General features: G+C 61.2%; 23 protein-coding genes. 16 read left to right on the forward strand and 7 right to left on the reverse strand.

Annotated elements, in window-relative coordinates; all coding sequences use genetic code 11:
• Positions 1-179: 179 nt before the first annotated feature.
• The 3 genes from HX790_RS01225 (at position 180) to HX790_RS01235 (ending at position 3,512) form a co-directional block, all read left to right on the forward strand.
• The gene (locus tag HX790_RS01225; RefSeq protein WP_099547890.1) at positions 180-1,055 is read left to right on the forward strand and encodes an alpha/beta fold hydrolase; all 876 of its coding nucleotides are present in this window, start codon (positions 180-182) and stop codon (positions 1,053-1,055) included.
• Positions 1,056-1,151: 96 nt separating this feature from the next.
• Positions 1,152-2,456, forward strand: coding sequence for a dicarboxylate/amino acid:cation symporter (locus HX790_RS01230; RefSeq protein ID WP_099547889.1), 1,305 nt, complete (start codon positions 1,152-1,154; stop codon positions 2,454-2,456).
• Between the two features lie 141 nt (positions 2,457-2,597).
• Positions 2,598-3,512 (forward strand): LysR substrate-binding domain-containing protein, encoded by a 915-nt coding sequence (locus HX790_RS01235; RefSeq protein WP_017136351.1) that lies wholly within the window; start codon positions 2,598-2,600, stop codon positions 3,510-3,512.
• On the opposite strand, the gene HX790_RS01240 is transcribed toward HX790_RS01235, so the two are convergent.
• The 6 genes from HX790_RS01240 to leuC form a co-directional block, all read right to left on the reverse strand.
• The gene (locus tag HX790_RS01240) at positions 3,493-4,725 is read right to left on the reverse strand and encodes an MFS transporter (protein ID WP_176991148.1); all 1,233 of its coding nucleotides are present in this window, start codon (positions 4,723-4,725) and stop codon (positions 3,493-3,495) included. The genes HX790_RS01235 and HX790_RS01240 overlap by 20 nt on opposite strands.
• Entirely contained in the window at positions 4,722-5,462 is a 741-nt protein-coding gene (locus HX790_RS01245) for a 2OG-Fe dioxygenase family protein (RefSeq protein WP_099547886.1), read from the reverse strand. The genes HX790_RS01240 and HX790_RS01245 overlap by 4 nt, the downstream gene beginning before the upstream one ends.
• A 4-nt stretch (positions 5,463-5,466) precedes the next feature.
• Positions 5,467-6,831, reverse strand: coding sequence for an acetyl-CoA carboxylase biotin carboxylase subunit family protein (locus tag HX790_RS01250; RefSeq protein WP_225933041.1), 1,365 nt, complete (start codon positions 6,829-6,831; stop codon positions 5,467-5,469).
• Positions 6,832-6,857: 26 nt separating this feature from the next.
• Positions 6,858-8,012, reverse strand: coding sequence for a KamA family radical SAM protein (locus HX790_RS01255; RefSeq protein ID WP_176991149.1), 1,155 nt, complete (start codon positions 8,010-8,012; stop codon positions 6,858-6,860).
• Positions 8,013-8,457: 445 nt separating this feature from the next.
• Positions 8,458-9,072: a 3-isopropylmalate dehydratase small subunit gene (gene leuD, locus HX790_RS01260; RefSeq protein WP_176991150.1), complete on the reverse strand. Its 615-nt coding sequence runs from the start codon at positions 9,070-9,072 to the stop codon at positions 8,458-8,460.
• A complete protein-coding gene (leuC, locus tag HX790_RS01265; RefSeq protein ID WP_176991151.1) occupies positions 9,069-10,487 on the reverse strand; it encodes a 3-isopropylmalate dehydratase large subunit in 1,419 nt (472 codons plus the stop codon). Before leuC ends, leuD begins: the two co-directional genes overlap by 4 nt.
• 268 nt (positions 10,488-10,755) lie before the next feature.
• Here leuC and HX790_RS01270 point away from each other — a divergent pair, with 268 nt between their 5' ends.
• The 8 genes from HX790_RS01270 to HX790_RS01305 are packed head-to-tail and all read left to right on the forward strand — an operon-like array spanning position 10,756 to position 16,864.
• Complete coding sequence (locus tag HX790_RS01270; RefSeq protein ID WP_017136358.1) at positions 10,756-11,955, forward strand: PepSY domain-containing protein; 1,200 nt, start codon at positions 10,756-10,758, stop codon at positions 11,953-11,955.
• On the forward strand, positions 11,955-12,494 hold the full coding sequence (locus HX790_RS01275) for a hypothetical protein (RefSeq protein ID WP_017136359.1): 540 nt from the start codon (positions 11,955-11,957) through the stop codon (positions 12,492-12,494). Before HX790_RS01270 ends, HX790_RS01275 begins: the two co-directional genes overlap by 1 nt.
• On the forward strand, positions 12,491-12,814 hold the full coding sequence (locus HX790_RS01280; RefSeq protein ID WP_099547881.1) for a hypothetical protein: 324 nt from the start codon (positions 12,491-12,493) through the stop codon (positions 12,812-12,814). The genes HX790_RS01275 and HX790_RS01280 overlap by 4 nt, the downstream gene beginning before the upstream one ends.
• A complete protein-coding gene (locus tag HX790_RS01285; RefSeq protein ID WP_017136361.1) occupies positions 12,811-13,371 on the forward strand; it encodes a DUF6162 family protein in 561 nt (186 codons plus the stop codon). Before HX790_RS01280 ends, HX790_RS01285 begins: the two co-directional genes overlap by 4 nt.
• 19 nt (positions 13,372-13,390) lie before the next feature.
• Positions 13,391-14,311, forward strand: coding sequence for a metal ABC transporter substrate-binding protein (locus tag HX790_RS01290; protein ID WP_017136362.1), 921 nt, complete (start codon positions 13,391-13,393; stop codon positions 14,309-14,311).
• Positions 14,308-15,051 (forward strand): metal ABC transporter ATP-binding protein, encoded by a 744-nt coding sequence (locus tag HX790_RS01295; protein ID WP_099547880.1) that lies wholly within the window; start codon positions 14,308-14,310, stop codon positions 15,049-15,051. The genes HX790_RS01290 and HX790_RS01295 overlap by 4 nt, the downstream gene beginning before the upstream one ends.
• A complete protein-coding gene (locus tag HX790_RS01300) occupies positions 15,051-15,950 on the forward strand; it encodes a metal ABC transporter permease (RefSeq protein WP_169985818.1) in 900 nt (299 codons plus the stop codon). The genes HX790_RS01295 and HX790_RS01300 overlap by 1 nt, the downstream gene beginning before the upstream one ends.
• Positions 15,950-16,864, forward strand: a complete 915-nt coding sequence (locus HX790_RS01305) for a metal ABC transporter solute-binding protein, Zn/Mn family (protein WP_017136365.1) — start codon at positions 15,950-15,952, stop codon at positions 16,862-16,864. The genes HX790_RS01300 and HX790_RS01305 overlap by 1 nt, the downstream gene beginning before the upstream one ends.
• A gap of 123 nt (positions 16,865-16,987) precedes the next feature.
• Here HX790_RS01305 and HX790_RS01310 read toward each other — a convergent pair whose 3' ends face one another.
• On the reverse strand, positions 16,988-17,701 hold the full coding sequence (locus HX790_RS01310) for a UTRA domain-containing protein (protein WP_017136366.1): 714 nt from the start codon (positions 17,699-17,701) through the stop codon (positions 16,988-16,990).
• 351 nt (positions 17,702-18,052) lie between these two features.
• Here HX790_RS01310 and HX790_RS01315 point away from each other — a divergent pair, with 351 nt between their 5' ends.
• The 5 genes from HX790_RS01315 (at position 18,053) to HX790_RS01335 (ending at position 22,684) form a co-directional block, all read left to right on the forward strand.
• On the forward strand, positions 18,053-19,120 hold the full coding sequence (locus HX790_RS01315) for an ABC transporter substrate-binding protein (RefSeq protein WP_017136367.1): 1,068 nt from the start codon (positions 18,053-18,055) through the stop codon (positions 19,118-19,120).
• A gap of 142 nt (positions 19,121-19,262) precedes the next feature.
• Positions 19,263-20,069, forward strand: coding sequence for an alkaline phosphatase family protein (locus tag HX790_RS01320; RefSeq protein ID WP_176991152.1), 807 nt, complete (start codon positions 19,263-19,265; stop codon positions 20,067-20,069).
• On the forward strand, positions 20,048-20,911 hold the full coding sequence (locus tag HX790_RS01325; RefSeq protein WP_189660912.1) for an ABC transporter permease subunit: 864 nt from the start codon (positions 20,048-20,050) through the stop codon (positions 20,909-20,911). The genes HX790_RS01320 and HX790_RS01325 overlap by 22 nt, the downstream gene beginning before the upstream one ends.
• The gene (locus HX790_RS01330; protein WP_169985813.1) at positions 20,898-21,698 is read left to right on the forward strand and encodes an ABC transporter permease; all 801 of its coding nucleotides are present in this window, start codon (positions 20,898-20,900) and stop codon (positions 21,696-21,698) included. Before HX790_RS01325 ends, HX790_RS01330 begins: the two co-directional genes overlap by 14 nt.
• The gene (locus HX790_RS01335; protein ID WP_010565203.1) at positions 21,695-22,684 is read left to right on the forward strand and encodes an ABC transporter ATP-binding protein; all 990 of its coding nucleotides are present in this window, start codon (positions 21,695-21,697) and stop codon (positions 22,682-22,684) included. The genes HX790_RS01330 and HX790_RS01335 overlap by 4 nt, the downstream gene beginning before the upstream one ends.
• Positions 22,685-22,701 lie beyond the last annotated feature (17 nt).

A 22,701-nucleotide genomic window follows, 5' to 3' on the forward strand; every position in this document is an offset into this window, starting at 1 on the left:
CGAACGCAGGCTTGAATCCGTGACCCGCCGTAAGGGCGGAACCCTAAGTAGCCGTTACCGCAGCAACGGATATGTACCCCGCTCCTACACACTTCATGAACAACCCCTCCACGCTTTCCCCCTTGCCCCAAACCCCGCGTGATTCCACGATGCAAGCACTTACAAAGAGGAGTCATTCCATGTTCGCCGGATTCCAAAAAGACCAGTGCCACGTCAACGGCGTGGACATCAGTTACCGCAAAGGCGGTACAGGTCCCGGTCTGCTCCTGCTGCACGGGCACCCGCAAACCCACGTCATCTGGCACAAAGTCGCCGAACAGTTAGCCGAACAATTCACCGTGGTCGCCGCCGACCTGCGCGGCTATGGCGACAGCAGCAAACCACCCGCCAACGACCACCACACCAACTACTCCAAACGCGAAATGGCCCGCGACGGCGTCAAGCTGATGCAAGCCCTGGGCTTTGACACCTTTTCGGTACTGGCCCACGACCGTGGCGCTCGTGTGGCCCACCGCCTGGCCCTGGACCACCCCGCCGCCGTTCAGCGCATGGTGCTGCTGGATATCGCGCCCACCTTGTCGATGTACGCCCAGACCGACGAAGCCTTCGCCCGCGCCTACTGGCACTGGTTCTTCCTGATCCGCCCGGCGCCGTTGCCCGAAGCGCTGATCGAGAGCAACCCCGAGCTGTACCTGCGCAGCGTCATGGGCAGCCGCAGCGCCGGGCTCAAGCCATTCACCGATGAAGCCTTCGCCGAATACCTGCGTTGCCTGCAACTGCCAGGCACCGCTCGCGGTATCTGCGAGGACTACCGCGCCGCCGCCGGTATAGACCTTGAGCACGACCAGGCCGACATCGACGCCGGCAACCACCTGAACCTGCCGTTGCTGGTGATGTGGGGCGCCGAAGGCACTGTTGGCCGCTGCTTCGAGCCACTCAAGGAATGGCAGAAAGTCGCCACCGACGTGCGTGGCAAAGCCCTGCCGGCTGGCCACTACATCGCCGAGGAAGCACCTGAGTTATTGCTTGGCGAAGTCCTGGCCTTCCTTCGCTGAGTGCACTGACACCGTGATCTGAAACACCCGCCTCGCAGGCTGCCAATGGCCTGCGACGGGTTCGCTTTGCCCAAAAAACATCCCGAGATAATAACAATGACAATCCGAAAACTGCTGGGAACCCTGTATATCCAGGTGCTCATCGCCATCGCGCTGGGTGTGTTGATCGGCCATGTCTGGCCGCAAATCGGTATCGACCTCAAGCCGCTGGGCGACGGGTTTATCAAGCTGATCAAGATGATCATCGGCCCGATCATCTTCTGCACGGTGGTGTCCGGCATCACCAGCATGCACGATGTGAAACAGGTGGGCCGGGTCGGCGGCAAGGCGCTGCTGTACTTCGAGATCGTTTCCACCATCGCCCTGCTGATCGGCCTCCTCGCCGCGCACCTGCTGCAACCGGGCGTGGGTTTCAACATTGACGTGAAGACCCTCGACAGCTCGGCCATCGCCGGTTTTGTCGGCCAGGCCGAACATGGCGAAGGCATCACCGGGTTCCTGCTGCACGTGATCCCCACCACGTTTTTTGATGCGTTCTCCAAGGGCGAAATCCTGCCGGTCCTGTTTGTCTCGGTACTGTTCGGTGTCGGCCTGGTGATGGTCGGGGAAAAAGGCCGGCCACTGGTGGGCGTGATCAACCAGGCCAGCGAAGTGTTCTTTCGCATCGTCGGCATCATCAGCCGCGTGGCGCCCATCGGCGCGTTTGGGGCGATTGCCTTCACCATCGGCAAATACGGCGTGGGTTCATTGCTGCCGCTGCTGAAGCTGGTGGGTACGTTTTACCTCACCGCGTTTTTCTTTGTGGCCGTGGTGCTGGGCAGCATCGCGCGCTACGCCGGCTTCAGCATTTTCAAGCTGATGGGCTATATCAAGTCGGAGCTGTTGATTGTGCTCGGCACCAGTTCGTCGGAGTCGGCGCTGCCGCAACTGATCCAGAAACTCGAAAGCCTGGGTGCGTCCAAAGGCGTGGTGGGCATCGTGGTGCCGACCGGCTACACCTTCAACCTCGACGGCACCAACATCTACATGACCCTGGCGGTGTTGTTCCTGGCGCAGGCCACCAATATCCACTTGCCGCTGGAGCAACAATTGACCTTGCTGGCGGTGGCCATGCTCACCTCCAAGGGCGCCGGTGCGGTGGTCGGTGCAGGTTTTGTGGCACTGGCCGCGAGCCTGGCGGTGGTGCCCACGGTGCCGGTGGCGGCGATGGTGCTGATCCTGGGTGTCGACCGTTTTATGGCCGAGTGCCGCTCGCTGACCAACATCATCGGCAATGCCGTCGCGGCATTGGTGGTAGCCGCATGGGAGGGTGAGTTGGACCGCGAAAAAATGGCCCCTATCGCCCTCAAGCATGGCCGCCATGCGCGGGCTGCCGCGCAGGCGAAGATCGCCGCCGAGTAAGCTTTAAAGACAATCACCTTGCTCCCGCTGGGCTGCGCAGCAGCCCCAGAATCCTGGGCACACCCACCAGGTCCAGCGGCAGCAAGCTCCCTCACCACACCGGTGCTATTCTGGCAGCTCATGCCGCCACATCTGTCGCTGATGACTCATAAGAAAGATACCGTGCCCCTACCCGAAGACCTGCGGGTGTTCCTCACCGTGATCCGCAAGGCCGGCTTCGCAGCCGCCGCCGATGAACTGGGGCTGTCGCCTGCGTATGTGAGCAAGCGCATTCAGATCCTCGAAACCACCCTGGCCACGCGCCTGCTGCACCGCACCAGCCGCCGCATCGCCCTGACCGAAGACGGCGAGCGAGTACAACGCTGGGCTGTGCGTATCCTCGAAGATTTCCAGCAACTGTCCGATGAACTCAGCGATGCCCACGACAGCCCGCGCGGGCATCTGCACCTGTGCAGCAGCTTCGGTTTCGGCCGCAATCATGTGGCGCCGGCCCTGTCGTTGCTGGCCGAGCAGTACCCGGACCTGGAAATCCGCCTGGACCTGTTCGACCGCGTGGTGGATATCGTCAGTGAAGGGTTTGACCTGGAGATTCGCGTCGGCGATGACATCCCCGGCCAGCACATCGGCAGGCGGCTGGTGAGCAATCGCCGCGTGCTGTGCGCGGCACCGGAATACCTGCAACGCAAAGGCACGCCGCAACAGTTGAGCGACCTGGAGCAGCACGACTGCCTGGTGCTCAAGGAGCGCGACAATGCGTTCGGTATCTGGAACCTGGAGCGTGACGGCGCGCCCGAAAGCGTGCGCGTGCGCGGGCCGCTGTCATCGAACAATGGCGAGATCGTGTTGCAGTGGGCGTTGGACGGGCGCGGTGTGTTATTGCGCTCGATGTGGGACGTAAAACCGCTGCTGGAACAGGGCAAGCTGGTGCAGGTGCTGCACACCTACACACAGAGTGCCAACGTGTGGGCGGTGTACCCGACACGTTTGGCCTACTCCGGTAAATTGCGCGCCTGCGTGGAGTTTTTGCAGGAGCACTTCAAGGGGTTGTCGATCTGACGCCCCGCGTGGCGCTGACACCCAGCCATACCGTCATGATCACCAGGGCGGTCAATGGCAACCCGTGGAACAGCACGATCACCTGGGCCGGCGTCCACGTCAGGTAGAACGGCCCCACCACCAGCATGCCCACGCCAAAGCCGGCCATCTGGATCAGCGTCAACAGGCTGAACAGCGGCAGGCGCAAGCTATCGGGTTCGCTTTGCGCACGGGAAACCAGCGCCACCTCGGAGATGCCATCGCCCAGCCCGGCCCACACCACCAGCAGCAGCGCCAGCCACAGTTCGGTTTGCTGGAAGGTCAGGATAAAGCCGCTGGACATCAGCGCCACACCCGCCATGAACCAGCGCTCCATGCCTTGGGTGCCACGGCCCTTGAGCAACGCACTGGCCAGGCGCGCGCCGATGAACTTGCCGCAGGCCCACACCGCCAGCAAGTAGCCCATGACGGTTTTCGCAGTGTCCGGCGAAATGTATTGCGACAACACCGGCCAGCCGACGTTATGTGCCGCGCTGCCGAGGGTGTCGAGCATGCTGATCAACAACATCGCCGCCAACACCGGTGCACCGCGCAGGCCTTTGGTCAACTCATGCCATTCGGCCGCAAGCCCACGATGCGCGGCAACGGCGACTGAATACAAGGCGCGCAACGGCAGGATCAGGCAAGCCGCCACCACGTAAGTGCCGATGTTGACGGCAAACACCGTCTCGAATCCGCCCGTGGCGATCAGCACACCGGAAAGCAAGCTGCCAAACACCGCACCGGTAGCCGCCGCCGAGGTGATCCAGGCATTGGTGCCCACCCGCTGTTCAAGCGCCACCCAGGTCGGCAACTGGCTGTTCAGGCCAATGGCAAACAGCGAATTGCACAGGCCGATGCCGAACGCGATAAACGGCAACACGTTGAGTTGATGCGCCGGGATCAGCACCAGCAGCGGCACCAGTAACAGCGCGCGGGCCAGGTCCAGCCCGGCCAAGGTACTGCGCCCCGGGAAGCGCCGGAAAAACGGGATGCCGAACAGGCTGGCGACAATCCCGCCGGTCACCCGGCACGCCAGGAACACACTGACAAACACCACGCTTTGGCTGAGCCAGTAAACGTAGGTGGAGAGCGCCACCATATTGAGGAATGCGCCAAAGTCCGAAACGCCCCGCGCAAAGATGATCAAGCGGGCGTTGCGGGTCGACAGGCCCAAGGGCTGAACGTCGCTCATGCCGGTTGTACCTCGTCTTCTACCCGTGCGTCATCAGCCGCCACGCCGCGCAGGCTCACCAGCAGCACATCGCGCCAGGCCGGTGCCGAATCGGCCTGCGCCCGCACGGCGCCGGCGCGGTGATATAGCCCACGGTCGTTGATCACGATGGTTTCCAGGAACTGCTCCATCGCCAGGTCCAGCACGCGGCTATGCTCCGCCTCACCGGTAAACACCTCGGACACCACCGGCACCGTGTTGCTCTGGCCAATGAAGTGCATGAACACCCAGTCCAGGCCATCCTGATGAATACCCGAGGTGGTGGGGCTGGCTGATGGCCCCTCTGCACGCACGCGAAACTGGTGGATATCAATGGTGTAGGCATGCGGGCCAAGGTGCGGTTCGAGCACCGCCAGGTCGGTGGCGAGCAATTTCTGCATCAGTGGGTGCTCGATAAAGCCCTCCTCGCTGTAGCTCAAGTGGTTGACGCCCTGGCGATAGTTGACCGCATAGGTGACCGGCGACTTGAACGCGCTATTGCGGTCGATCTGCAACTGCCGCGTCGGGGATAAACGATAGCGCAGGATCCGCCGTTCGCGATGCGTGTATGCCTTGAACGCCTCATCGCGCACCAGGTTCGCCCAGTAGGCGCGAAAGCTTTGCTCCTCGCCGGGCTCAACCTTGAGCAACTGGCCAAAGTCCCGACGGTGACAATAGTGGTGCTCGCGCAAGTACGCGCCAATCTGTGGGATATCCATATCGCTAACCCTTATTGTCGATAATCACGCGCAGATTGTGCCGTATTGCATCATGCACCGCATGGGCGTGGGCAGCATCGTCGACCCTGGCCCAGCACTTGAGCAAGTAATGCTCTTCGATATCGGCATCAATAGAGTGACCGGACTCCTGTTGGGCATATTCCAGCACCGCCGGCTGTTGAGCGAGCCATTCAAGGCCTTCAATACCCTTGAAGTGGCCACTGTGCTCCGGATAGATCGCCAGCATCGAGTAGTGTTGCGAGGCCTGCGCGACCTGGCGTGCGCCGGCGTCCAACTGCGCATTCACACCTGGCTCACCCAGCAGCAGCGACAGATACAGCTGGTACGGGTCAATGCCTGCCAAGTCACGGAACGCGGCATTGACGTACAGCCCGCCGACGCGTGGGTTGATTTCGATCACCACCGGCCCCGCGTCCGTCATGCGGAACTCGAAATGCACCACGGCATTGGTCAGGCCCACCGCGCGCAGGCACTCCACGGCGTACTGGCGGATCTGCTCACACTGGGCGTCGGTAAAGGACGTCGGCGGCGAAATCAGCAGGTTCTCCAGGACGGTGCCACTGCGCTCGGTCAACATCAGTTTTTCATTGATCAGCAGCGCATGAACCTGCTCGCCCGCCACCACACACTCCACACTGCCTTCAATACCTGGGATGAACCCTTCAAGCAAAAGGCTACGCCCCGGCAGGTATTCTCGTCGCTGCCCATCGTTCTCCGGCAACGTGTGGGCGCAGCCGTAGAAATCCGCATAGGCTGCGCTGGCATGATCTGCCAGGAAATGCGCGTAGTGGCTGCGCAACTGCGCCCAGTCAGAGCATTTCTTGATAAATGCCGACGCGCCACCAAAGGGTGGCTTGGCGATCAGCGGGTAACCGACTTGCTCGGCACCTTCGCGCAGTTGCTGTTCGTTGTTGCACAGCGCAAACGGCACCGAACGCACGCCGAGTTTTTTCAGCGCGCGGCGCATCAGGAACTTGTTGTTACACGCAGCAATGGCGAGTGGGTCGCTATGCACCAGGCCCAGCCGCCGAGAGGCCTGCGCCACGATGCAGCCGACTTCGCCCTGCGCAGACGGGTGGCCGGCCTGGCAGAAGATTGCGCGGATCTGGTACTGCCCATCCAGCCGCCCCACCAAATCCAGAATCGATTGTTCATTCAACGCGTCGAGCAGGAACACTGCATCACTGTCGTCCCGCAGCCGTTGCAGATGCTCGCGTCCGGCCACACCCGCCGTCAAGCAGGCCAGGCCTTGGGCACGGGCCACCGCGAAGTGCGGCTCGCGGTAGCAATAGCGAACAGAGGCACTGTCATCAACATCAATAAAAAGAATGGCATCTTGTTTCATCATTAATACCGCCTCATGCGTCAGTCACTTCAGGCATCCTGCCAACTGCACCACTGCCCTTCCCAATTACGGAAGCGGTAATGACGTTGCCCATCGCGCACTTCAAAGTGCGGCAAGTCGTGTGGCTTTTCAAAGTCCAGCAGCGGCACGGTAAACTTGCCCTGTGCATGCGGCAGCACATATTCCGGCATGGCTATATTGGACACGCGCCGCTTGAGGCGATCCATAATAGCGATGGCGTGGCTGATCGATGCTTTATATTCCGACGCCCCCGGAGAAAACGGCATGAAGTGGTACAAGTAATATGGCTTTACGCCCAACCGATAAAGATCAATAAACAGTTTATGCAAGGTGGCTTCATCATCATTCACGCCCCGCAACAGCGGCATGTTGGAGAACACAATCGGCACTACACTTTGGATACGTTTAACCGCCACGGCAAAGTCCGCACTCAGTTCCAGCGGGTGGCATACATGCACGCCAAACGCATTGACCTTGTACTTTTCCAGCATGGCCAATAACTCATCGGTGACGCGAAACGGGTTAAAGCTCAAGGCCCGTGTGTGCAGGCGAATCAGCAGGTCGTCGCGGATGCCACGCAGGGCGGCGAGGTTCTCTTCGAGCTTGCGGTCGGCGAGCATCAACGGGTCACCGCCGCTGAGAATCACCTCTTCGATGGCCGGGTTGTTGCGGATGTACTCGAGCGAGTCCTTGAACGAGTCGGCGCTGGCATTGGCCTTCTCGGTACCCACTTGCAGGGTGCGCAGCGCTTCGAAGCAGAACTGGCAATAGGCGTTGCAGGTGTTGGTCATGCGCAGGATCACGCGGTTGTCGTATTTGTGCTGGCAAATCGGCGTTTTCATTTCGTGGCCAAGTTCCCAGTTCTCCGAGGTGCCGTCGTAATCGCCAGCGACCTGTTCGCTCCAGTAGGGCACTACTTGGCGCCACAGCGGATGGTCCATCACCTCGCCATCGGTGAGAGAGCGCTTGATCAAGTCAATGTAATAAGGGGTTATCTGCAGCTTGCGGTCTTGCAAGTTGTGTTCGATATGCGCGCTGGTTTCCTCGCTCCAGCCACCGCAGGCAGCCCGCAATGCCGGTTCATCGCGGATGGCATTCTTCTGCTGCCAACGCCAATCCTGCCACTGTAACGAACGGTGGATCGCTTGATCAAAAATCGACATGAGTTTGAACTCTCTGTGTTCTGAACGAATGTTAAGGCATCGGCATACGTGCCTTTTCACACTGGAAAAGACCGTAATATCCGCAACAACGACAACTGATTGACAGGTGGCAGAAGTCGATCAAGTTACCCACTCGATCACCGGCACCAGAGAGATATAAATGACCACTAATTCACGGGGCATGGCATCAACTTCCTTTTCTTATAATGTGCGACTTTCCAAGTCAGCATCCACTTAAGCCGATGACCTACAAGGTGTCAACAAATACCCTTGTATTTTTTCAGGGCTTCATCCACTAACGCTACACCGCCCTTGCAATCACTGAGGTTACGCGGTGCAACCGGCGTTATTTGAAAAGTAAATAGCCCCCCAAAAAAACGCCCCCCCAATAACTGGAGGGCGTTTGCTCTACTTATATAACTACGTAGTTACCCCATTAAGGTTTTCAACCAAGCCAGGGGTTGGCCGCCAAATGCTGGCGCTCGAACGTTTTGATCTGCTCACTGCGCTGCAACGTGCTGCCAATTGCATCCAGGCCGAGCAACAACGCGGTCTTGCGCAAGGTGTCGATCTGGAACGAGATCACCTGGCCATCGGCCAAGCGAATCTGTTGCGCCTCAAGGTCCACGCTGATCTGCGCCTGCGCAGGCTGGCTGACCGTCTGCCCGAGTGTGTGCAGCACCGCCTCGTCCAAGGTGATCAACAACACCCCGTTGCGCTGGCAGTTGTCATAAAAGATCCCGGCAAAGCTGCTGCCGATCAGCGCGCGAATGCCCATCTGCTTCAAGCCCCACACCGCGTGTTCGCGGCTCGAACCACAGCCGAAGTTCGGCCCCACCACCATGAAACGTGCGCCCAGCCAGGCCGGCTGGTTCAATACGAATTCGGGGTTGGGTGCGCCATTGGGCAAAAAGCGCAGGTCGAAGAACAGCCCGCGATCGAGGCCGGCGCGGTCGATGCCTTTGAGAAATTGCTTGGGCATGATCACGTCAGTGTCGATATTCGCCGCCAGCATCGGCGCGGCCTGGCCGGTGACCTGGGTAAACGGTTGCAGGCTCATGGGCGGTCTCCAAAATGACGGATATCAGTGAGGCGGCCGGTGATGGCCGCGGCGGCGACCATCGCCGGGCTCATCAAGTGAGTGCGCGCCCCGGCGCCCTGGCGGCCTTCGAAGTTGCGGTTGGTGCTGGACGCGCAGCGATCACCGGGCGCCAGCACGTCATCGTTCATCGCCAGGCACATCGAGCAGCCTGACTGGCGCCATTCGAAGCCGGCGTCGATAAAGATCGCCGCCAGCCCTTCGGCTTCGGCCTGGTCGCGTACCTCGGTGGAGCCCGGCACGATCATCGCCCGCACATGCTCGGCCACCTGCCTGCCGCGCACCACACTGGCGGCGTCGCGCAGGTCTTCGATGCGCGCGTTGGTGCAAGAGCCGATAAACGCGTGGCTGATCACAATGTCGCTGAGCGGCATGCCGGCTTCCAGGCCCATGTAGTTGAGGGCGCGGCGCATGTCCTGGCGCAGGATCAGGTCGCTGACGTCTTGCGGGTCCGGCACGCGGGCGCCGATGGGCGCGGCCTGGTCGGGGCTGGTGCCCCAGGTAACCATAGGCTCCAGGGTGCTGGCGTCCAGCTGCACTTCCTGGTCGAACACCGCGTCGGCGTCGGTGTGCAACGTGCGCCATTGCACCAGGGCTTGTTCCCACAACTCGCCCTTGGGCGCACGCGGCTTGCCTTTGAGGTAGGCGAAGACTTTTTCGTCGGGTGCCATAAACGCGCCCCGCGCGCCAGCTTCCACCGCCATGTTGCAGATGGTCATGCGCGCTTCAACACTCAGCGCATCAATGGTGGCGCCGCGAAACTCGATGGAGTAACCGGTGGCCCCGGACGCGCCGATCTTGCCGATCAGCGCCATGATCACGTCCTTGGAGGTCAGGCCGTTGCCCAGGGTGCCCTCAACCGTCACGCGCATGCTTTTCAGGCGTTTGTACACCAGGGTCTGCGAGGCCAGCAGGTGCTCGATTTCCGAGGTGCCGATGCCAAAGCCGAAGGCGCCGAGGGCACCGTAGGTGGTGGTGTGGCTGTCGCCGGCGGCGATCACCATGCCCGGCAGGATAAAGCCCTGCTCCGGGGCAATCACGTGTTCGATGCCTTGGCGTTTGTCGAGGATGTCCAGCAGCTCGATACCGAAGTCCTGGCAGTTTTCCGCCAGGTACGAGACTTGCCGCGCGCCGCCTGCGTCAGGCATCGCGGCAATGCGCGTGGGCGTGGTGGGGTTTACGTGGTCGACCACCGCCAGCGCGGTGCCGGGGCGCCATACGCCACGCTTGGCCTCGCGCAGGCCGCTGAACGCCTGGGGGCTGGTGTATTCGTTGATCACCTGGCGGTCTATATAAAGCAGCACATGGCCCTGGTCATCCAGGGCGCACACCGTGTGGGAGTCGATGTGTTTGTCGTAGAGGGTTCTGGCAGTCATGTTTGTGGACTCACTTTTATAAGCGCTCGCTCAACGGTATGACCCCATCCTACGCAGCCCCCCGGCCCCATCAATGGCACCTGGGTGATGGCTTGGAACATGTTTCGTGTTCAATCCGGCAACGCTGAAACATTTTCTTTCATATCCCGCTTAGGGATTTCTCATTCTCATCCGTCTTAACTTAGATACAGCCCGTCGCGTCAGCAAAAGCTACGACTGGCCTTTTCCGGGCCTCCTTCGCCCTCCTCCGATCAAGACCCGCATTCACATGTCGAAGAAGTCACGCTCAAAACTCTGGTTTCTGGTTCATAGCTGGTTGGCGTTGCCCATCTGGTTTTTTGTACTGATCGTCTGCGTCACCGGCACCCTGGCGGTGGTCAGCCAGGAAATCGTCTGGCTGGCCAACCCGGACATCCGCGCCAGCAAGCCGTCGGACGATGCCGAACGGCTGAGTTACGACCAGGTCATCGGCGCCATCAAGCGCAACGAACCCCAGGCAATCGTGCAGTCGATCACCCGCCCGGACGAGTCGCACTTCGCGCTGAGTGTCGACCTCAGTTACCCCGACGGGCGCTCGGTGGAGGTCTACGTCAACCCGTATACCGGCGTGATCCAGGGCATCAGCCCAGCGTTCAACTTCCAGCAATTTACCCGTGCCTTGCACGGTTGGTGGCTGGTGCCGTTTACCAATGGCTACAGTTGGGGCTGGTACCTGGTGTCGGCGCTTGGCATACCGCTGCTGGCATCCCTGGTCACCGGGCTGGTGGTGTACAAGCGTTTCTGGAAAGGGTTTCTGCGCCCGACCCTGCGAATCCGCCATGGCGCGCGGATCTTCTGGGGTGACTTCCATCGTTTGAGCGGTATCTGGTCGATCTGGTTTATCGCGGTAATTTCCATCACCGGCATCTGGTTCCTGATCCGGGCAATTCTGGGCGACAACCAGATTTCCATCTCCAGTGAGCCCATCGTGCCGGTGATTGCCCGGGAGAAGGTGCCTGTGTCGGCACCGGGCGTACCGGCACCAATGATCCCGATCGATCGGGCCATCGAGATCGCCACGCAGCGCATTCCCGGGCTGGAGGCCAGTTTTGTGTTCCTGCCCAGCAACGCCTATAGCCACCTGCAGATCGGCGGGCGCGGCTGGTACCCGTTGATGTTCCAGACGGCGCAGCTCAACCCGTACGACGGTGAAATTGCCGTGTCGCACCTGCTGTCCGACCGCTCGACACTGGAGTTCGTCACCGAATCCATGCGTCCGCTGCACACCGGCGACTTTGGCGGCCTGTGGGTCAAACTGATCTGGGCATTCTTCGGCCTGATCATGAGCATGATGGTGTTGAGCGGTCTGCTGATCTGGACCAAACGCACCGCGCTGGCCACCCTCAACGCCTTCAAGCGCGAGGCCAAGACGCAACGCGCGCCGGCCCCCGCCACGGCCAGGCAGGCTGAAACCTCGGAGGCCAATTGATGAGCAAACGTGCGACCACCACACCACCTTCGCCGCTGCGGGCCTTTTGGCTCAAGTGGCGCTTCCACATCAATGTCCTGCTGTTGCTGGTGCCCCTGGGGTTCATGCCCAAGTACTTTGCCGACGCTGCACTGTTTCGCGGTGACAGCGGCATTGGCGAGCGCGTGGCCGGCGAAGTGCAGGTGGGGCCGTGGAGCCTGACCCTCGCAGAGTTTCGCAACGAAGGCCCGCGCCCGGACCCGGCCGGCCCGATGAAATTTTTCAACGCCGCCCTGTGCGACACCTGCGCCGAGCAGGTCAAGGCCACTTACCTGCGTATCGGCAAACCGCGCAGCCTGCGCGCGGCCGGGGTGATTTTCTTCGGCACGCCGTACCGCATGGGTGCGGTGTTGCCGGTGCCGGAACGCACACCCGTGGACGCCGAAGTATGGGTGACCATGGAAGGCTGGGACGGCTCCATGCACCAGGGTTCCATCCCGCTGAGCCAGGCTTCGCCTGCCACCATTGCCTGGTTGAACAAGCAAGGAGTTAAACCATGACGTTAATGCGCCTGACTCGCGCCGCTTTATTGCTCTGCGCCGGCTTCAGTGGCGTCGCCCTGGCCCATAACCCGATGTGCGAATGCAAGGAAATCCCCGGCGAACAGATCCAGTGCACCGGCGGTTTTTCCGACGGCAGCGGCGCGCCGGGCGTGACCCTGGATGTGATCGGCTACGACGAAACCATCCTGCTGCCGGGCAAGCTCGGTCAGGACTCGACCCTGACGTTCAAAAAGCCCTCGGCCGAGTTTTACGTACTGTTTGATGCAGGCCCCGGCCATGTGGTGGAAATCGACCAAGCGGATATCCAGCCCCAATGAGCACCACACAGGTTGTACGCCCTGCCGGGGCCGGCCATGAAACCCTTTACGTGTTGCTGCTGTGCCTGATCATCCTCGCGGTGGCTGGCACGGTGGTGGCGCTGCACGGTGAAACCCAGGAGGTCGCCGCCGTGCCCAGCCACCAACTGGACGCACGCCGTGACCTGAGCGCTGCCGAGCAAGGCATCTACGCCGACCTGCGCGTGACCCTGGATGAAATCCAGCTGTTGCAGCAGGAGCAAAACGCCCTGCCGACGCCCACGCAACTGGCCGAAGAAGGCTTCGCACCGTTTGCCCAGGACGCCAGTTCGGTGAGCCGTGGCGACCATCGCTGGCAGCTGCTTGAGCCTGTGGCCTACCTGGGCTTGAGCCAAGCGCCAAGCACCAGCGGCTCGGTGCTGATGCGCGTGCAAGGTGACGAGCCGGATGTGTGGCTCAACCGCCAGGCCAACCTCGCCGCCCCTGCCGACCTCACCGACGCGGCGCTGATCGCCGCCGGCTGGCGCCAGGTGGTCACGCAATTCGATGCCGGCGTGACCCGCCAGCACCGTCACTGAACCAGAAGACCGAGTGCCCATGTCTATTTCATCGCCCCTGTTACGCCTGTTGCTGGTTGGCCTGTTCAGCCTGATGCTCGCCCCGCTCGCGAATGCCGAAGCGGCCAAGCGCCTGCGCATCGGCATCACCCTGCACCCGTATTACAGCTACGTGGCCAATATCGTCGGCGACAAGGCCGAGGTGGTGCCGCTGATTCCCGCCGGTTTCAACCCCCACGCCTACGAACCGCGCGCCGAAGACATCAAGCGCATCGGCACCCTGGACGTGATCGTGCTCAATGGCGTCGGCCATGATGATTTTGCCGACCGCATGATCGCCACCAGCGAGCGCCCGGACATCCCGGTGATCGAAGCCAACGCCAACGTACCGCTGCTGGCCGCCACCGGTAACGCCGCGCGCGGTGCGGGCAAGGTGGTCAATCCGCACACCTTCCTGTCGATCAGTGCGTCGATTGCCCAGGTCAACAACATCGCCCGCGAACTGGGCAAGCTCGACCCGGACAACGCCAAGACTTACACCCAAAACGCCCGCGCCTACGGCAAGCGCCTGCGCCAGATGCGTGCCGATGCCCTCGCCAAGCTGACCAGCGCGCCGAACCCGGACCTGCGCGTTGCGACCGTGCACGCGGCCTACGACTACCTGCTGCGCGAATTCGGCCTGGAAGTCACCGCCGTGGTCGAGCCCGCCCATGGCATCGAGCCCAGCCCCAGCCAGTTGAAAAAGACCATCGATGAACTGCGCGCACTGGATGTGAAGGTGATCTTCTCGGAGATGGATTTCCCGTCTACCTACGTCGAGACCATCCAGCGTGAATCCGGGGTCAAGCTGTACCCGCTGTCGCATATTTCCTACGGCGAATACACGCCCGAGAAATACGAAGTGGAAATGACCGGCAACCTCAACACCGTGGTACGGGCGATTCAGGAGTCGGGGGCATGACGGCAGCGCAGCAATTGAAGGTGGCCAGCATTGGCCCGACCCTTGAGTTCGACACGGTCTCCCTGACCTTGGGCCGCACAGTGATTCTCGACGCGGTGAGTTTTGAGGTCGAACCGGGCAGCATCCACGCCCTGGTCGGCCCGAACGGCGGCGGCAAAAGCTCGCTGATCAAGACCTTGCTGGGGCAGACCCCGCACCAGGGCCAATTGCGCCTGCACTGGCCGAACACGCCAGGCACGGTCGGCTATGTGCCACAGGCGCTGGAATTCGATCGGGGCCTGCCGATGACCGTCGACGATTTCATGGCCGCCATGTGCCAGCGGCGCCCGGCATTTCTGGGCCTGTCCCGGCATTACGCCGCCTCGATTGGCGAAGCGCTGGAACGGGTCGGCATGCAGGACAAACGCAAGCGCCGCATGGGCGCGTTGTCCGGCGGTGAGCGTCAGCGCGTGCTGTTGGCCCAAGGCCTGATTCCGGCGCCGCAACTGCTGGTGCTGGATGAGCCAATGTCAGCGCTTGATGAGGCCGGTATCCAGGTGTTCGAACGGCTGCTCAATGACTGGCGCCTGGCCGGGATCACCGTGCTGTGGATCGAGCATGACCTGGAAGCTGTGGGCCGCCTGGCCGATCGCGTTACCGGCCTGAACCGTCGCGTGCTGTTCGACGCCACACCGAAAGAAGCGCTGACCCCGGACCGCCTGCTGAGCCTGTTTTCCACCCATCCTCGGAGCGCGGCGTAATGAGTTATGAAGCCTTTCGTTTGATGGTCCAGGGCTGGGCTTCATCCGGGTACCTGCCGGAAGCACTGGCCTATGGGTTTGTGGTCAACGCCTTGCTCGCCGGCTTGCTGATCGGCCCGGTGCTGGGCGGCCTGGGTACACTGGTGGTGGTCAAGCGCTTTGCGTTCTTCTCTGAAGCCGTCGGGCACGCCGCGTTGACCGGCGTGGCCGTGGGCATTCTGCTCGGCGAGCCCTATACCGGGCCTTACGGCAGCCTGTTCGGCTACTGCCTGTTGTTCGGCATCCTGCTCAATTACCTGCGCAACCGCACCGGCTTGGCGCCAGACACCCTGATCGGCGTGTTCCTCTCGGTGTCGCTGGCGTTGGGCGCGAGCCTGCTGTTGATTCTGGCAGGCAAGATCAACGTGCACATTCTGGAAAACGTATTGTTCGGCTCGGTGCTGACGGTGAACGGCAATGACCTGCTGGTGTTGGCGGTCGTCGGCTCACTGGTGATGGCCCTGGCGCTGCCGCTGTACAACCGCATCATGCTGGCCAGCTTCAACCCGCAATTGGCCGCTGTGCGTGGCGTGGCAGTGAAGACCCTGGATTACCTGTTCGTGATCCTGGTGACCTTGATCACCGTGGCGGCGGTCAAGGTGATCGGCGCCATTTTGGTCGGCGCCCTGCTGGTGATTCCGGCGGCGGCAGCGCGCCTGTTGAGCCAGTCGCTCAAGGGGTTTTTCTGGGTCTCGGTGGTGATCGCCACGCTCAGCACGCTGTGCGGCATTCTGCTGCCGATCATCTTCGACCTGCCCATCCCGTCCGGTGCCGCGATCATTCTGGTGGCCGGTATCGCCTTTGCCGTTGCCGCCATCGCGCGCGGCACCGTGCCCAGCCTCAAAGGGAATCTTGGATAATGCGCTCTGTTTTTCATCCGCTGGCCCTGGCCATTGCCTGTTTATTCACTGCGCCGTTGATGGCCGCTGAAGCCGCAAAACCTGCGGTTCACGCCGCCAAACCGGTGAAAGTGCTGGCCTCGCTGCCCATCACCTACGGCCTGGCCGAGGTGCTGCTCAAAGGCACCGATGTACAGCTTGAGCGCGCAGCACCGGCCAACCTGCCCGGTTCGCGGCAGGTGTCCTACTTCACCGGCCGGGGTGCGCCGGCCTTGGGCAGTTTGGCCCAGGACGCCGACGCGGCTATCGGCCTGCGCTCGCTGTGGGCGGATGACCCGCTCTACCCCGTGGCGCGGCGCAGCAATATCCGTATCGTCGAAGTGGACGCCGCGCGCCCGGTGGACGGCGGCTTGCCGGGTATTGCTGTGCAACCAGGCGGTGCCGATGGCCTGAACAGCCAGCCGTGGCAGTCGAGCAACAATATGGGGCGCATGGCCGATGTGATGGCGGCCGACCTGAGCCGCCTGGCGCCCGCAGCCAAACCCAGGATCGACGCCAACCTCGCGGCGCTCAAACAGCGCCTGCTCAAGCTCAGCGCCGACAGCGAAGCAAGACTGGCCAAGGCGGACAACCTGAGTGTGGTCAGCTTGAGTGATCACTTTGCTTATCTGGTCAGCAGCTTGAACCTGGAAGTGCTCAGCACCGATGCCCGGCCGGATGCGCAGTGGACGCCTGAGGCCTTGCACACCCTCAGTGCCGACTTGAAAAGCAACGACGTGGCCGTGGTGCTGCATCACCGCCAACCGAGTGAGGCCGTTAAAACGGCGGTGACGGCAGGCGGTGCGCAATTGCTGGTATTAAATGTCGACGGAGCTGACCCGGTGGCGGAGCTGGAAGGCAATGTGGATCAGGTGATCAAGGCACTGACGCCCTGAATGTGGGAGCTGGCTTGCCTGCGATGCGGGCAACTCGGTATCACTGTCAGATCGCGGTGATGCTATCGCAGGCAAGCCAGCTCCCACATTCAGTGTGTGGTGCATCCGTTGAATGTCCGGCGGTCAAACCACATCCACACCCACGTGAATCGCATCATGGCGCCAGAATTCCAGGTCGCAGTCGATCAAGCGCTCATGCTGGTCATAGTTGACCCGGGCGATCCGCAAGCCGGGGCTGCCCACCGACACACGTAATGCGCCAGCAGCCTCCACCGGCAGTGAAGTCGGCACAATCTCGAAACGCACGCGGCCGTAGTGCAGGTCGTACTTGCGTGCATACAACTCGGTCATCGACTGGTTAAGGTCGCACGCCAGAATCCCCGGAAAATATTGCGGGTTCAGGTAATGCTCCACATACAGCACCAACCGCCCATCGATCCGCCGGCCCCGGCAGATCTGGATCACACTCGACAACGCCGGCAACTGCAACCATGCACACACCGCTGCCGATGCCGGCTGCAGCCGCGCCGAAATCACTTCGGTCGAGGCTACGCGCCCTTGCTCACTGACCATCGCGTGAAAATGGCTGCGTTGCATCAGGTTATAAGCCAGGCGCGGCGGCGAGACGAACCAGCCACGCCGCTCCTCGCGATAGATCTGGCCCTGGGCCTCCAGTTGTAACAAGGCTTCCCGCACCGTAATACGCGTGGTACCAAACAACTCGCTGAGCTTGCGCTCGGCGGGCAGTTTGCTCGCGGGTGGCAACAGCCCGTGGCCGATCTGCTCTTGCAGTGCCAGGCCGATGGATGTCACCGCCTTGATTGCCTCATCACGCATCAACGTTACCTATCTGGACTAGACCAGCACCGTTCAGGTGCACAAACCGCGCTGTATTCGGGCGTCTGCCGTTACCTGCCAGCCTAGGCATTACAGATGACCGACAGATGACAGCCCGTGCCGCCGCCCCACTCCACACCCTGCAATACATCGGCCAAGTCCAGGGCCTGCGGGCGCTTGGGCATGGTCTACGCTGAGTCTGAAGTCAGCGACATAAACGATTTAAAAACGACATCGACATGAAACTGTCATCCACCGAGCCTAAATTGGCTCAGGTATTGCTGACCTAGACCAACACCACCGCAAACGTCGATAAAAACGCAGCGTTGAAAACGCCCAAAGGAGCTTCGGATGAAACAGCTTTTCCTGGCATCACTGTTAGGCTCGACCATTGCCATGTGCACCGCCGCCATGGCTGCTGATACCGATCTAAAAACTCTGGAAGCCGCCGCGAAAGCGGAAGGCGCCGTCAACAGCGTCGGCATGCCCGATGACTGGGCTAACTGGAAAGGCACCTGGGACGACCTGGCCAAGACCTACGGCCTCAAGCACATCGATACCGACATGAGCTCGGCCCAGGAAATCGCCAAGTTCGCCGCCGAAAAAGACAACGCCAGCGCCGATATCGGTGACGTCGGCGCTGCCTTCGGCCCGATTGCGGTGAAACAGGGCGTGGCACAGCCGTACAAACCGACCACTTGGGCACAAGTGCCGGATTGGGCCAAAGATAAAGACGGCAACTGGGCCCTGGCCTACACCGGCACCATCGCCTTTATCGTCAACAAAAAACTGCTGCACGGCTCTGAAGCGCCAAAAAGCTGGGCTGATCTTAAAACCGGCAAATACAAAGTCTCTATTGGTGATGTGAGCACCGCCGCCCAAGCCGCCAATGGCGTGCTGGCTGCCGCCCTGGCCAACGGTGGCGACGAGAAGAACATCCAGCCTGCACTGCTGATGTTCGCCGAGATCGCCAAGCAAGGCCGCCTGTCACTGGCCAACCCGACCATCGCCACCATGGAAAAAGGCGAAGTCGAAGTGGGCGTGGTCTGGGACTTCAACGGCCTGAGCTACAAAGCCAAAATGGCCAACCCGGATGACTACGTGGTGCTGATCCCGTCGGACGGCTCGGTAATTTCCGGCTACACCACCATCATCAACAAATACGCCAAGCACCCGAACGCCGCCAAGCTGACCCGTGAGTACATTTTCAGCGACGCCGGCCAGACCAACCTGGCACGTGGCAACGCACGTCCAATCCGCGCCGAGCACCTGACCTTGCCGGCCGATGTACAGGCCAAGCTGCTGCCGAACGAGCAGTACAAGAAGGTCACGCCGATCAAAGATGCCGACGCTTGGGAGAAGACCTCCAAGGCACTGCCGCAGAAGTGGCAGGAAGAAGTCATCATCAATATGCAGTAAGGCTCCCGGGTCTTATTTAGACCCAGAGCTGTGAAAGCGGTCAGTGTGGGAGCCAGCTCCCACACAATCCCGCTCCCACAGTTTTGACCCCGTTCCCCAAGTGAAATTGAGTCAAGCCTATCGTCGCGGAGCGTCTCCCCCTATGAAGCACAACGTCATCCTTGTGGTGCTCGACGGCCTGAACTACGAGGTTGCCCGACATGCCATGGGGCATCTCCAGGCCTATATCGGCGCAGGACGCGCAGCGCTTTACAAACTGGAATGTGAACTGCCGGCCCTGTCCCGGCCCTTGTATGAATGCATCCTCACCGGCGTGCCCCCGATCGACAGCGGCATTGTCCACAACCATGTCTCGCGCCTGTCCAACCAGCGCAGCATTTTCCATTACGCCACCGACGCAGGCCTCACCACCGCGGCGGCGGCTTACCACTGGGTCAGCGAGTTGTATAACCGCACGCCCTTTGTCGCCGCGCGTGATCGTCATACCGACGACAAGGCGCTGGCGATCCAGCACGGGCATTTCTACTGGAATGACCACTACCCGGATTCCCATCTGTTCGCCGACGCCGAAAGCCTGCGCCGCAAACACGCGCCGAATTTCCTGGTGGTACACCCGATGAACATTGATGACGCCGGCCACAAGCATGGCCTGGATACCGCGCAATACCGCAACAGCGCGCGCTCGGCCGACATCATCCTCGCCGACTACCTGCAAACCTGGCTCGACGCCGGCTACCAGGTGTTGGTGACTGCCGATCACGGCATGAATAACGACCGCTCGCATAACGGTGTGCTGCCGGAAGAGCGCGAAGTGCCGTTGTTCGTAATGGGCTCGGCCTTCACCTTTGACCCAGGCACCATCCCGAAGCAAACCGACCTGTGCGGCACCGTCTGCGAACTGCTCGGTGTGCCCCACGACAAACCTGTATGCCGGGAGCTGCTCAAGTGAACGCCATAACCCGTGGCAAATGGCTGGCGATCCTGTGCCTGGTGCCGTTTGCGCTGTTCTTTATCGTGTTTGAAATCGCCCCGCTGCTGTGGGTAATGATCAACAGCCTGCAGTCGGAGGAGTTCGGCTGGGGCCTGGCCAACTTCACCAAAATCTTCAGTTCGAAGTTCTACCTGCAAGCCATCCAGTACAGCCTGGAGATCAGCTTCTACTCCAGCGTGTTCGGGATCATCATCTCGGTGCTCGGCAGCTACTCATTGCGCCGTGTGGATGGGCCACTGCGTAACTTCGTGACGGCTTTCGCCAACATGACCAGCAACTTTGCCGGCGTGCCCCTGGCCTTCGCGTTCATCATTTTGCTGGGCTTTAACGGCAGCATCACCATCATGCTCAAGCAGGCGGGGATCATTCAGGACTTCAACCTGTACTCCAAGACTGGCCTGATCATTCTGTACACCTACTTCCAGATTCCGCTGGGTGTGCTGCTGCTCTACCCGGCCTTCGACGCCTTGCGCGAAGACTGGCGCGAATCGGCCTCGCTGCTCGGCGCCAGCAGCTGGCAGTTCTGGCGGCACATCGGCCTGCCGGTGCTCACTCCGGCCCTGCTGGGCACTTTTGTGATCCTGCTGGCCAACGCCCTCGGCGCCTATGCCACGGTGTATGCATTGACCACCGGCAACTTCAACGTGCTGCCCATTCGTATCGCGGCAATGGTTTCCGGCGACATCTCGCTGGACCCGAACATGGCCAGCGCCCTGGCCGTGGTGCTGGTGGCGCTGATGACGGTGGTCACCGTCGTCCATCAACTGCTGCTCAAGAGGAGCTATCATGTCTCGCGCTGAAGCTGGCTCGGCCTCCCTCTACCATCGGGCAGTGGTGTACCTGTTGTTTGCGATCCTGGTATTGCCGCTGGTGGGCACCTTTGTCTACTCCATTGCCAGCAGTTGGTCGGCCACCATCCTGCCCGCCGGTTTTACCCTGAAGTGGTACGTGCAGCTGTGGAGTGACCCGCGCTTTCTGGCCGCCTTCGGTCAGTCATTGCTGGTGTGCGTGGGTGCGCTGATCCTGTCGGTGGTGCTGATTCTGCCGCTGCTGTTCGTGGTGCATTACCACTTTCCCAAGCTCGACGCGCTGATGAACATCCTGATCCTGCTGCCCTTCGCGGTGCCGCCGGTGGTGTCATCGGTGGGCTTGTTGCAACTCTACGGCTCCGGGCCATTTGCGATGGTGGGCACGCCGTGGATCCTGATCGGCTGCTACTTCACCGTGGCCTTGCCGTTCATGTACCGCGCGATCACCAACAACCTGCAAGCGATCAACCTTCGCGACCTGATGGACGCCTCGCAGCTGCTGGGCGCCAGCACCTGGCAGGCCGCAATTTTTGTCGTGCTGCCGAACCTGCGCAAAGGCCTGATGGTGGCGCTGTTGCTGTCGTTCTCGTTCCTGTTCGGTGAGTTCGTGTTCGCCAACATCCTCGTGGGCACTCGCTACGAGACCCTGCAGGTGTACCTGAACAACATGCGCAACACGAGCGGCCACTTCACCAGTGCCATCGTCATTTCCTATTTCTTCTTTGTGCTGGTGCTGACCTGGGCCGCCAATATCTTGAACAAGGACAAAAGCCAATGAGCTTCGTCAGCGTCCAACACCTGCAAAAAGGCTACGCCGGCACGCCGGTATTCAGTGACATCAACTGCGAAATCGCCAAGGGTGAATTCGTCACCCTGCTCGGCCCGTCGGGTTGCGGCAAGTCGACCCTGCTGCGCTGCATCGCCGGGCTGACCTCGGTGGACAGCGGCAAGATCCTGCTGGATGGCCAGGACATCGTGCCCTTGAGCCCGCAGAAACGGCACATCGGCATGGTGTTCCAGAGCTACGCCCTGTTCCCCAACATGACCGTGGAACAGAACGTCGCCTTCGGCCTGCGCATGCAAAAGGTCAACGCCGACGACAGCCACAAGCGCGTGCAGGAAGTGCTGCAACTGGTGGAGCTCAAAGAACTCGCCGGCCGCTACCCGCACCAGATGTCCGGCGGCCAGTGCCAGCGTGTGGCCCTCGCCCGCTCGCTGGTGACGCGTCCGCGCCTGCTGTTGCTGGATGAGCCGCTGTCGGCGCTGGATGCACGGATTCGCAAGCACCTGCGCGAGCAGATCCGCCAGATCCAGCGCGAACTGGGCCTGACCACGATTTTCGTGACCCATGACCAGGAAGAAGCGCTGACCATGTCAGACCGCATTTTCCTCATGAACCAGGGCAAAATCGTACAAAGCGGTGATGCCGAGACCCTTTACACTGCGCCCGTGGATGTATTTGCCGCCGGCTTTATCGGCAACTACAACCTGCTTGACGCCGACAAGGCCAGCCAGTTGCTGCAACGGCCTATCAGCGGGCGCATCGCGATTCGCCCGGAAGCCATCGAACTGAGTCGCAGCGGCGAACTCGACGCGCTGGTACGCAGCCACAGTTTGTTGGGCAACGTGATCCGCTATCGCATCGAAGCGCGTGGCGTGGAATTGGTGGTGGACGTGCTCAACCGCTCGGCCGACGATCTGCACCCGGATGGTCAGCGCCTGGCACTTTCCATCGACCCCAGTGCGTTGTGTGAAGTAGCCTGACGCAACGATTGATTTGA

The sequence above is a fragment of the Pseudomonas sp. IPO3747 genome (assembly GCF_013385245.1).
Classification (GTDB): domain Bacteria; phylum Pseudomonadota; class Gammaproteobacteria; order Pseudomonadales; family Pseudomonadaceae; genus Aquipseudomonas; species Aquipseudomonas edaphica.

Bases quoted from the DNA above. Each gene is read 5' to 3' on its own strand.
- HX790_RS01225 (WP_099547890.1), top strand. From the start codon at position 180: ATGTTCGCCGGATTCCAAAAAGACCAGTGCCACGTCAACGGCGTGGAC.
- HX790_RS01230 (WP_099547889.1), top strand. From the start codon at position 1,152: ATGACAATCCGAAAACTGCTGGGAACCCTGTATATCCAGGTGCTCATC.
- HX790_RS01235 (WP_017136351.1), top strand. From the start codon at position 2,598: ATGACTCATAAGAAAGATACCGTGCCCCTACCCGAAGACCTGCGGGTG.
- HX790_RS01240 (WP_176991148.1), bottom strand. From the start codon at position 4,725: ATGAGCGACGTTCAGCCCTTGGGCCTGTCGACCCGCAACGCCCGCTTG.
- HX790_RS01245 (WP_099547886.1), bottom strand. From the start codon at position 5,462: ATGGATATCCCACAGATTGGCGCGTACTTGCGCGAGCACCACTATTGT.
- HX790_RS01250 (WP_225933041.1), bottom strand. From the start codon at position 6,831: ATGATGAAACAAGATGCCATTCTTTTTATTGATGTTGATGACAGTGCC.
- HX790_RS01255 (WP_176991149.1), bottom strand. From the start codon at position 8,012: ATGTCGATTTTTGATCAAGCGATCCACCGTTCGTTACAGTGGCAGGAT.
- leuD (WP_176991150.1), bottom strand. From the start codon at position 9,072: ATGAGCCTGCAACCGTTTACCCAGGTCACCGGCCAGGCCGCGCCGATG.
- leuC (WP_176991151.1), bottom strand. From the start codon at position 10,487: ATGACTGCCAGAACCCTCTACGACAAACACATCGACTCCCACACGGTG.
- HX790_RS01270 (WP_017136358.1), top strand. From the start codon at position 10,756: ATGTCGAAGAAGTCACGCTCAAAACTCTGGTTTCTGGTTCATAGCTGG.
- HX790_RS01275 (WP_017136359.1), top strand. From the start codon at position 11,955: ATGAGCAAACGTGCGACCACCACACCACCTTCGCCGCTGCGGGCCTTT.
- HX790_RS01280 (WP_099547881.1), top strand. From the start codon at position 12,491: ATGACGTTAATGCGCCTGACTCGCGCCGCTTTATTGCTCTGCGCCGGC.
- HX790_RS01285 (WP_017136361.1), top strand. From the start codon at position 12,811: ATGAGCACCACACAGGTTGTACGCCCTGCCGGGGCCGGCCATGAAACC.
- HX790_RS01290 (WP_017136362.1), top strand. From the start codon at position 13,391: ATGTCTATTTCATCGCCCCTGTTACGCCTGTTGCTGGTTGGCCTGTTC.
- HX790_RS01295 (WP_099547880.1), top strand. From the start codon at position 14,308: ATGACGGCAGCGCAGCAATTGAAGGTGGCCAGCATTGGCCCGACCCTT.
- HX790_RS01300 (WP_169985818.1), top strand. From the start codon at position 15,051: ATGAGTTATGAAGCCTTTCGTTTGATGGTCCAGGGCTGGGCTTCATCC.
- HX790_RS01305 (WP_017136365.1), top strand. From the start codon at position 15,950: ATGCGCTCTGTTTTTCATCCGCTGGCCCTGGCCATTGCCTGTTTATTC.
- HX790_RS01310 (WP_017136366.1), bottom strand. From the start codon at position 17,701: ATGCGTGATGAGGCAATCAAGGCGGTGACATCCATCGGCCTGGCACTG.
- HX790_RS01315 (WP_017136367.1), top strand. From the start codon at position 18,053: ATGAAACAGCTTTTCCTGGCATCACTGTTAGGCTCGACCATTGCCATG.
- HX790_RS01320 (WP_176991152.1), top strand. From the start codon at position 19,263: ATGAAGCACAACGTCATCCTTGTGGTGCTCGACGGCCTGAACTACGAG.
- HX790_RS01325 (WP_189660912.1), top strand. From the start codon at position 20,048: ATGCCGGGAGCTGCTCAAGTGAACGCCATAACCCGTGGCAAATGGCTG.
- HX790_RS01330 (WP_169985813.1), top strand. From the start codon at position 20,898: ATGTCTCGCGCTGAAGCTGGCTCGGCCTCCCTCTACCATCGGGCAGTG.
- HX790_RS01335 (WP_010565203.1), top strand. From the start codon at position 21,695: ATGAGCTTCGTCAGCGTCCAACACCTGCAAAAAGGCTACGCCGGCACG.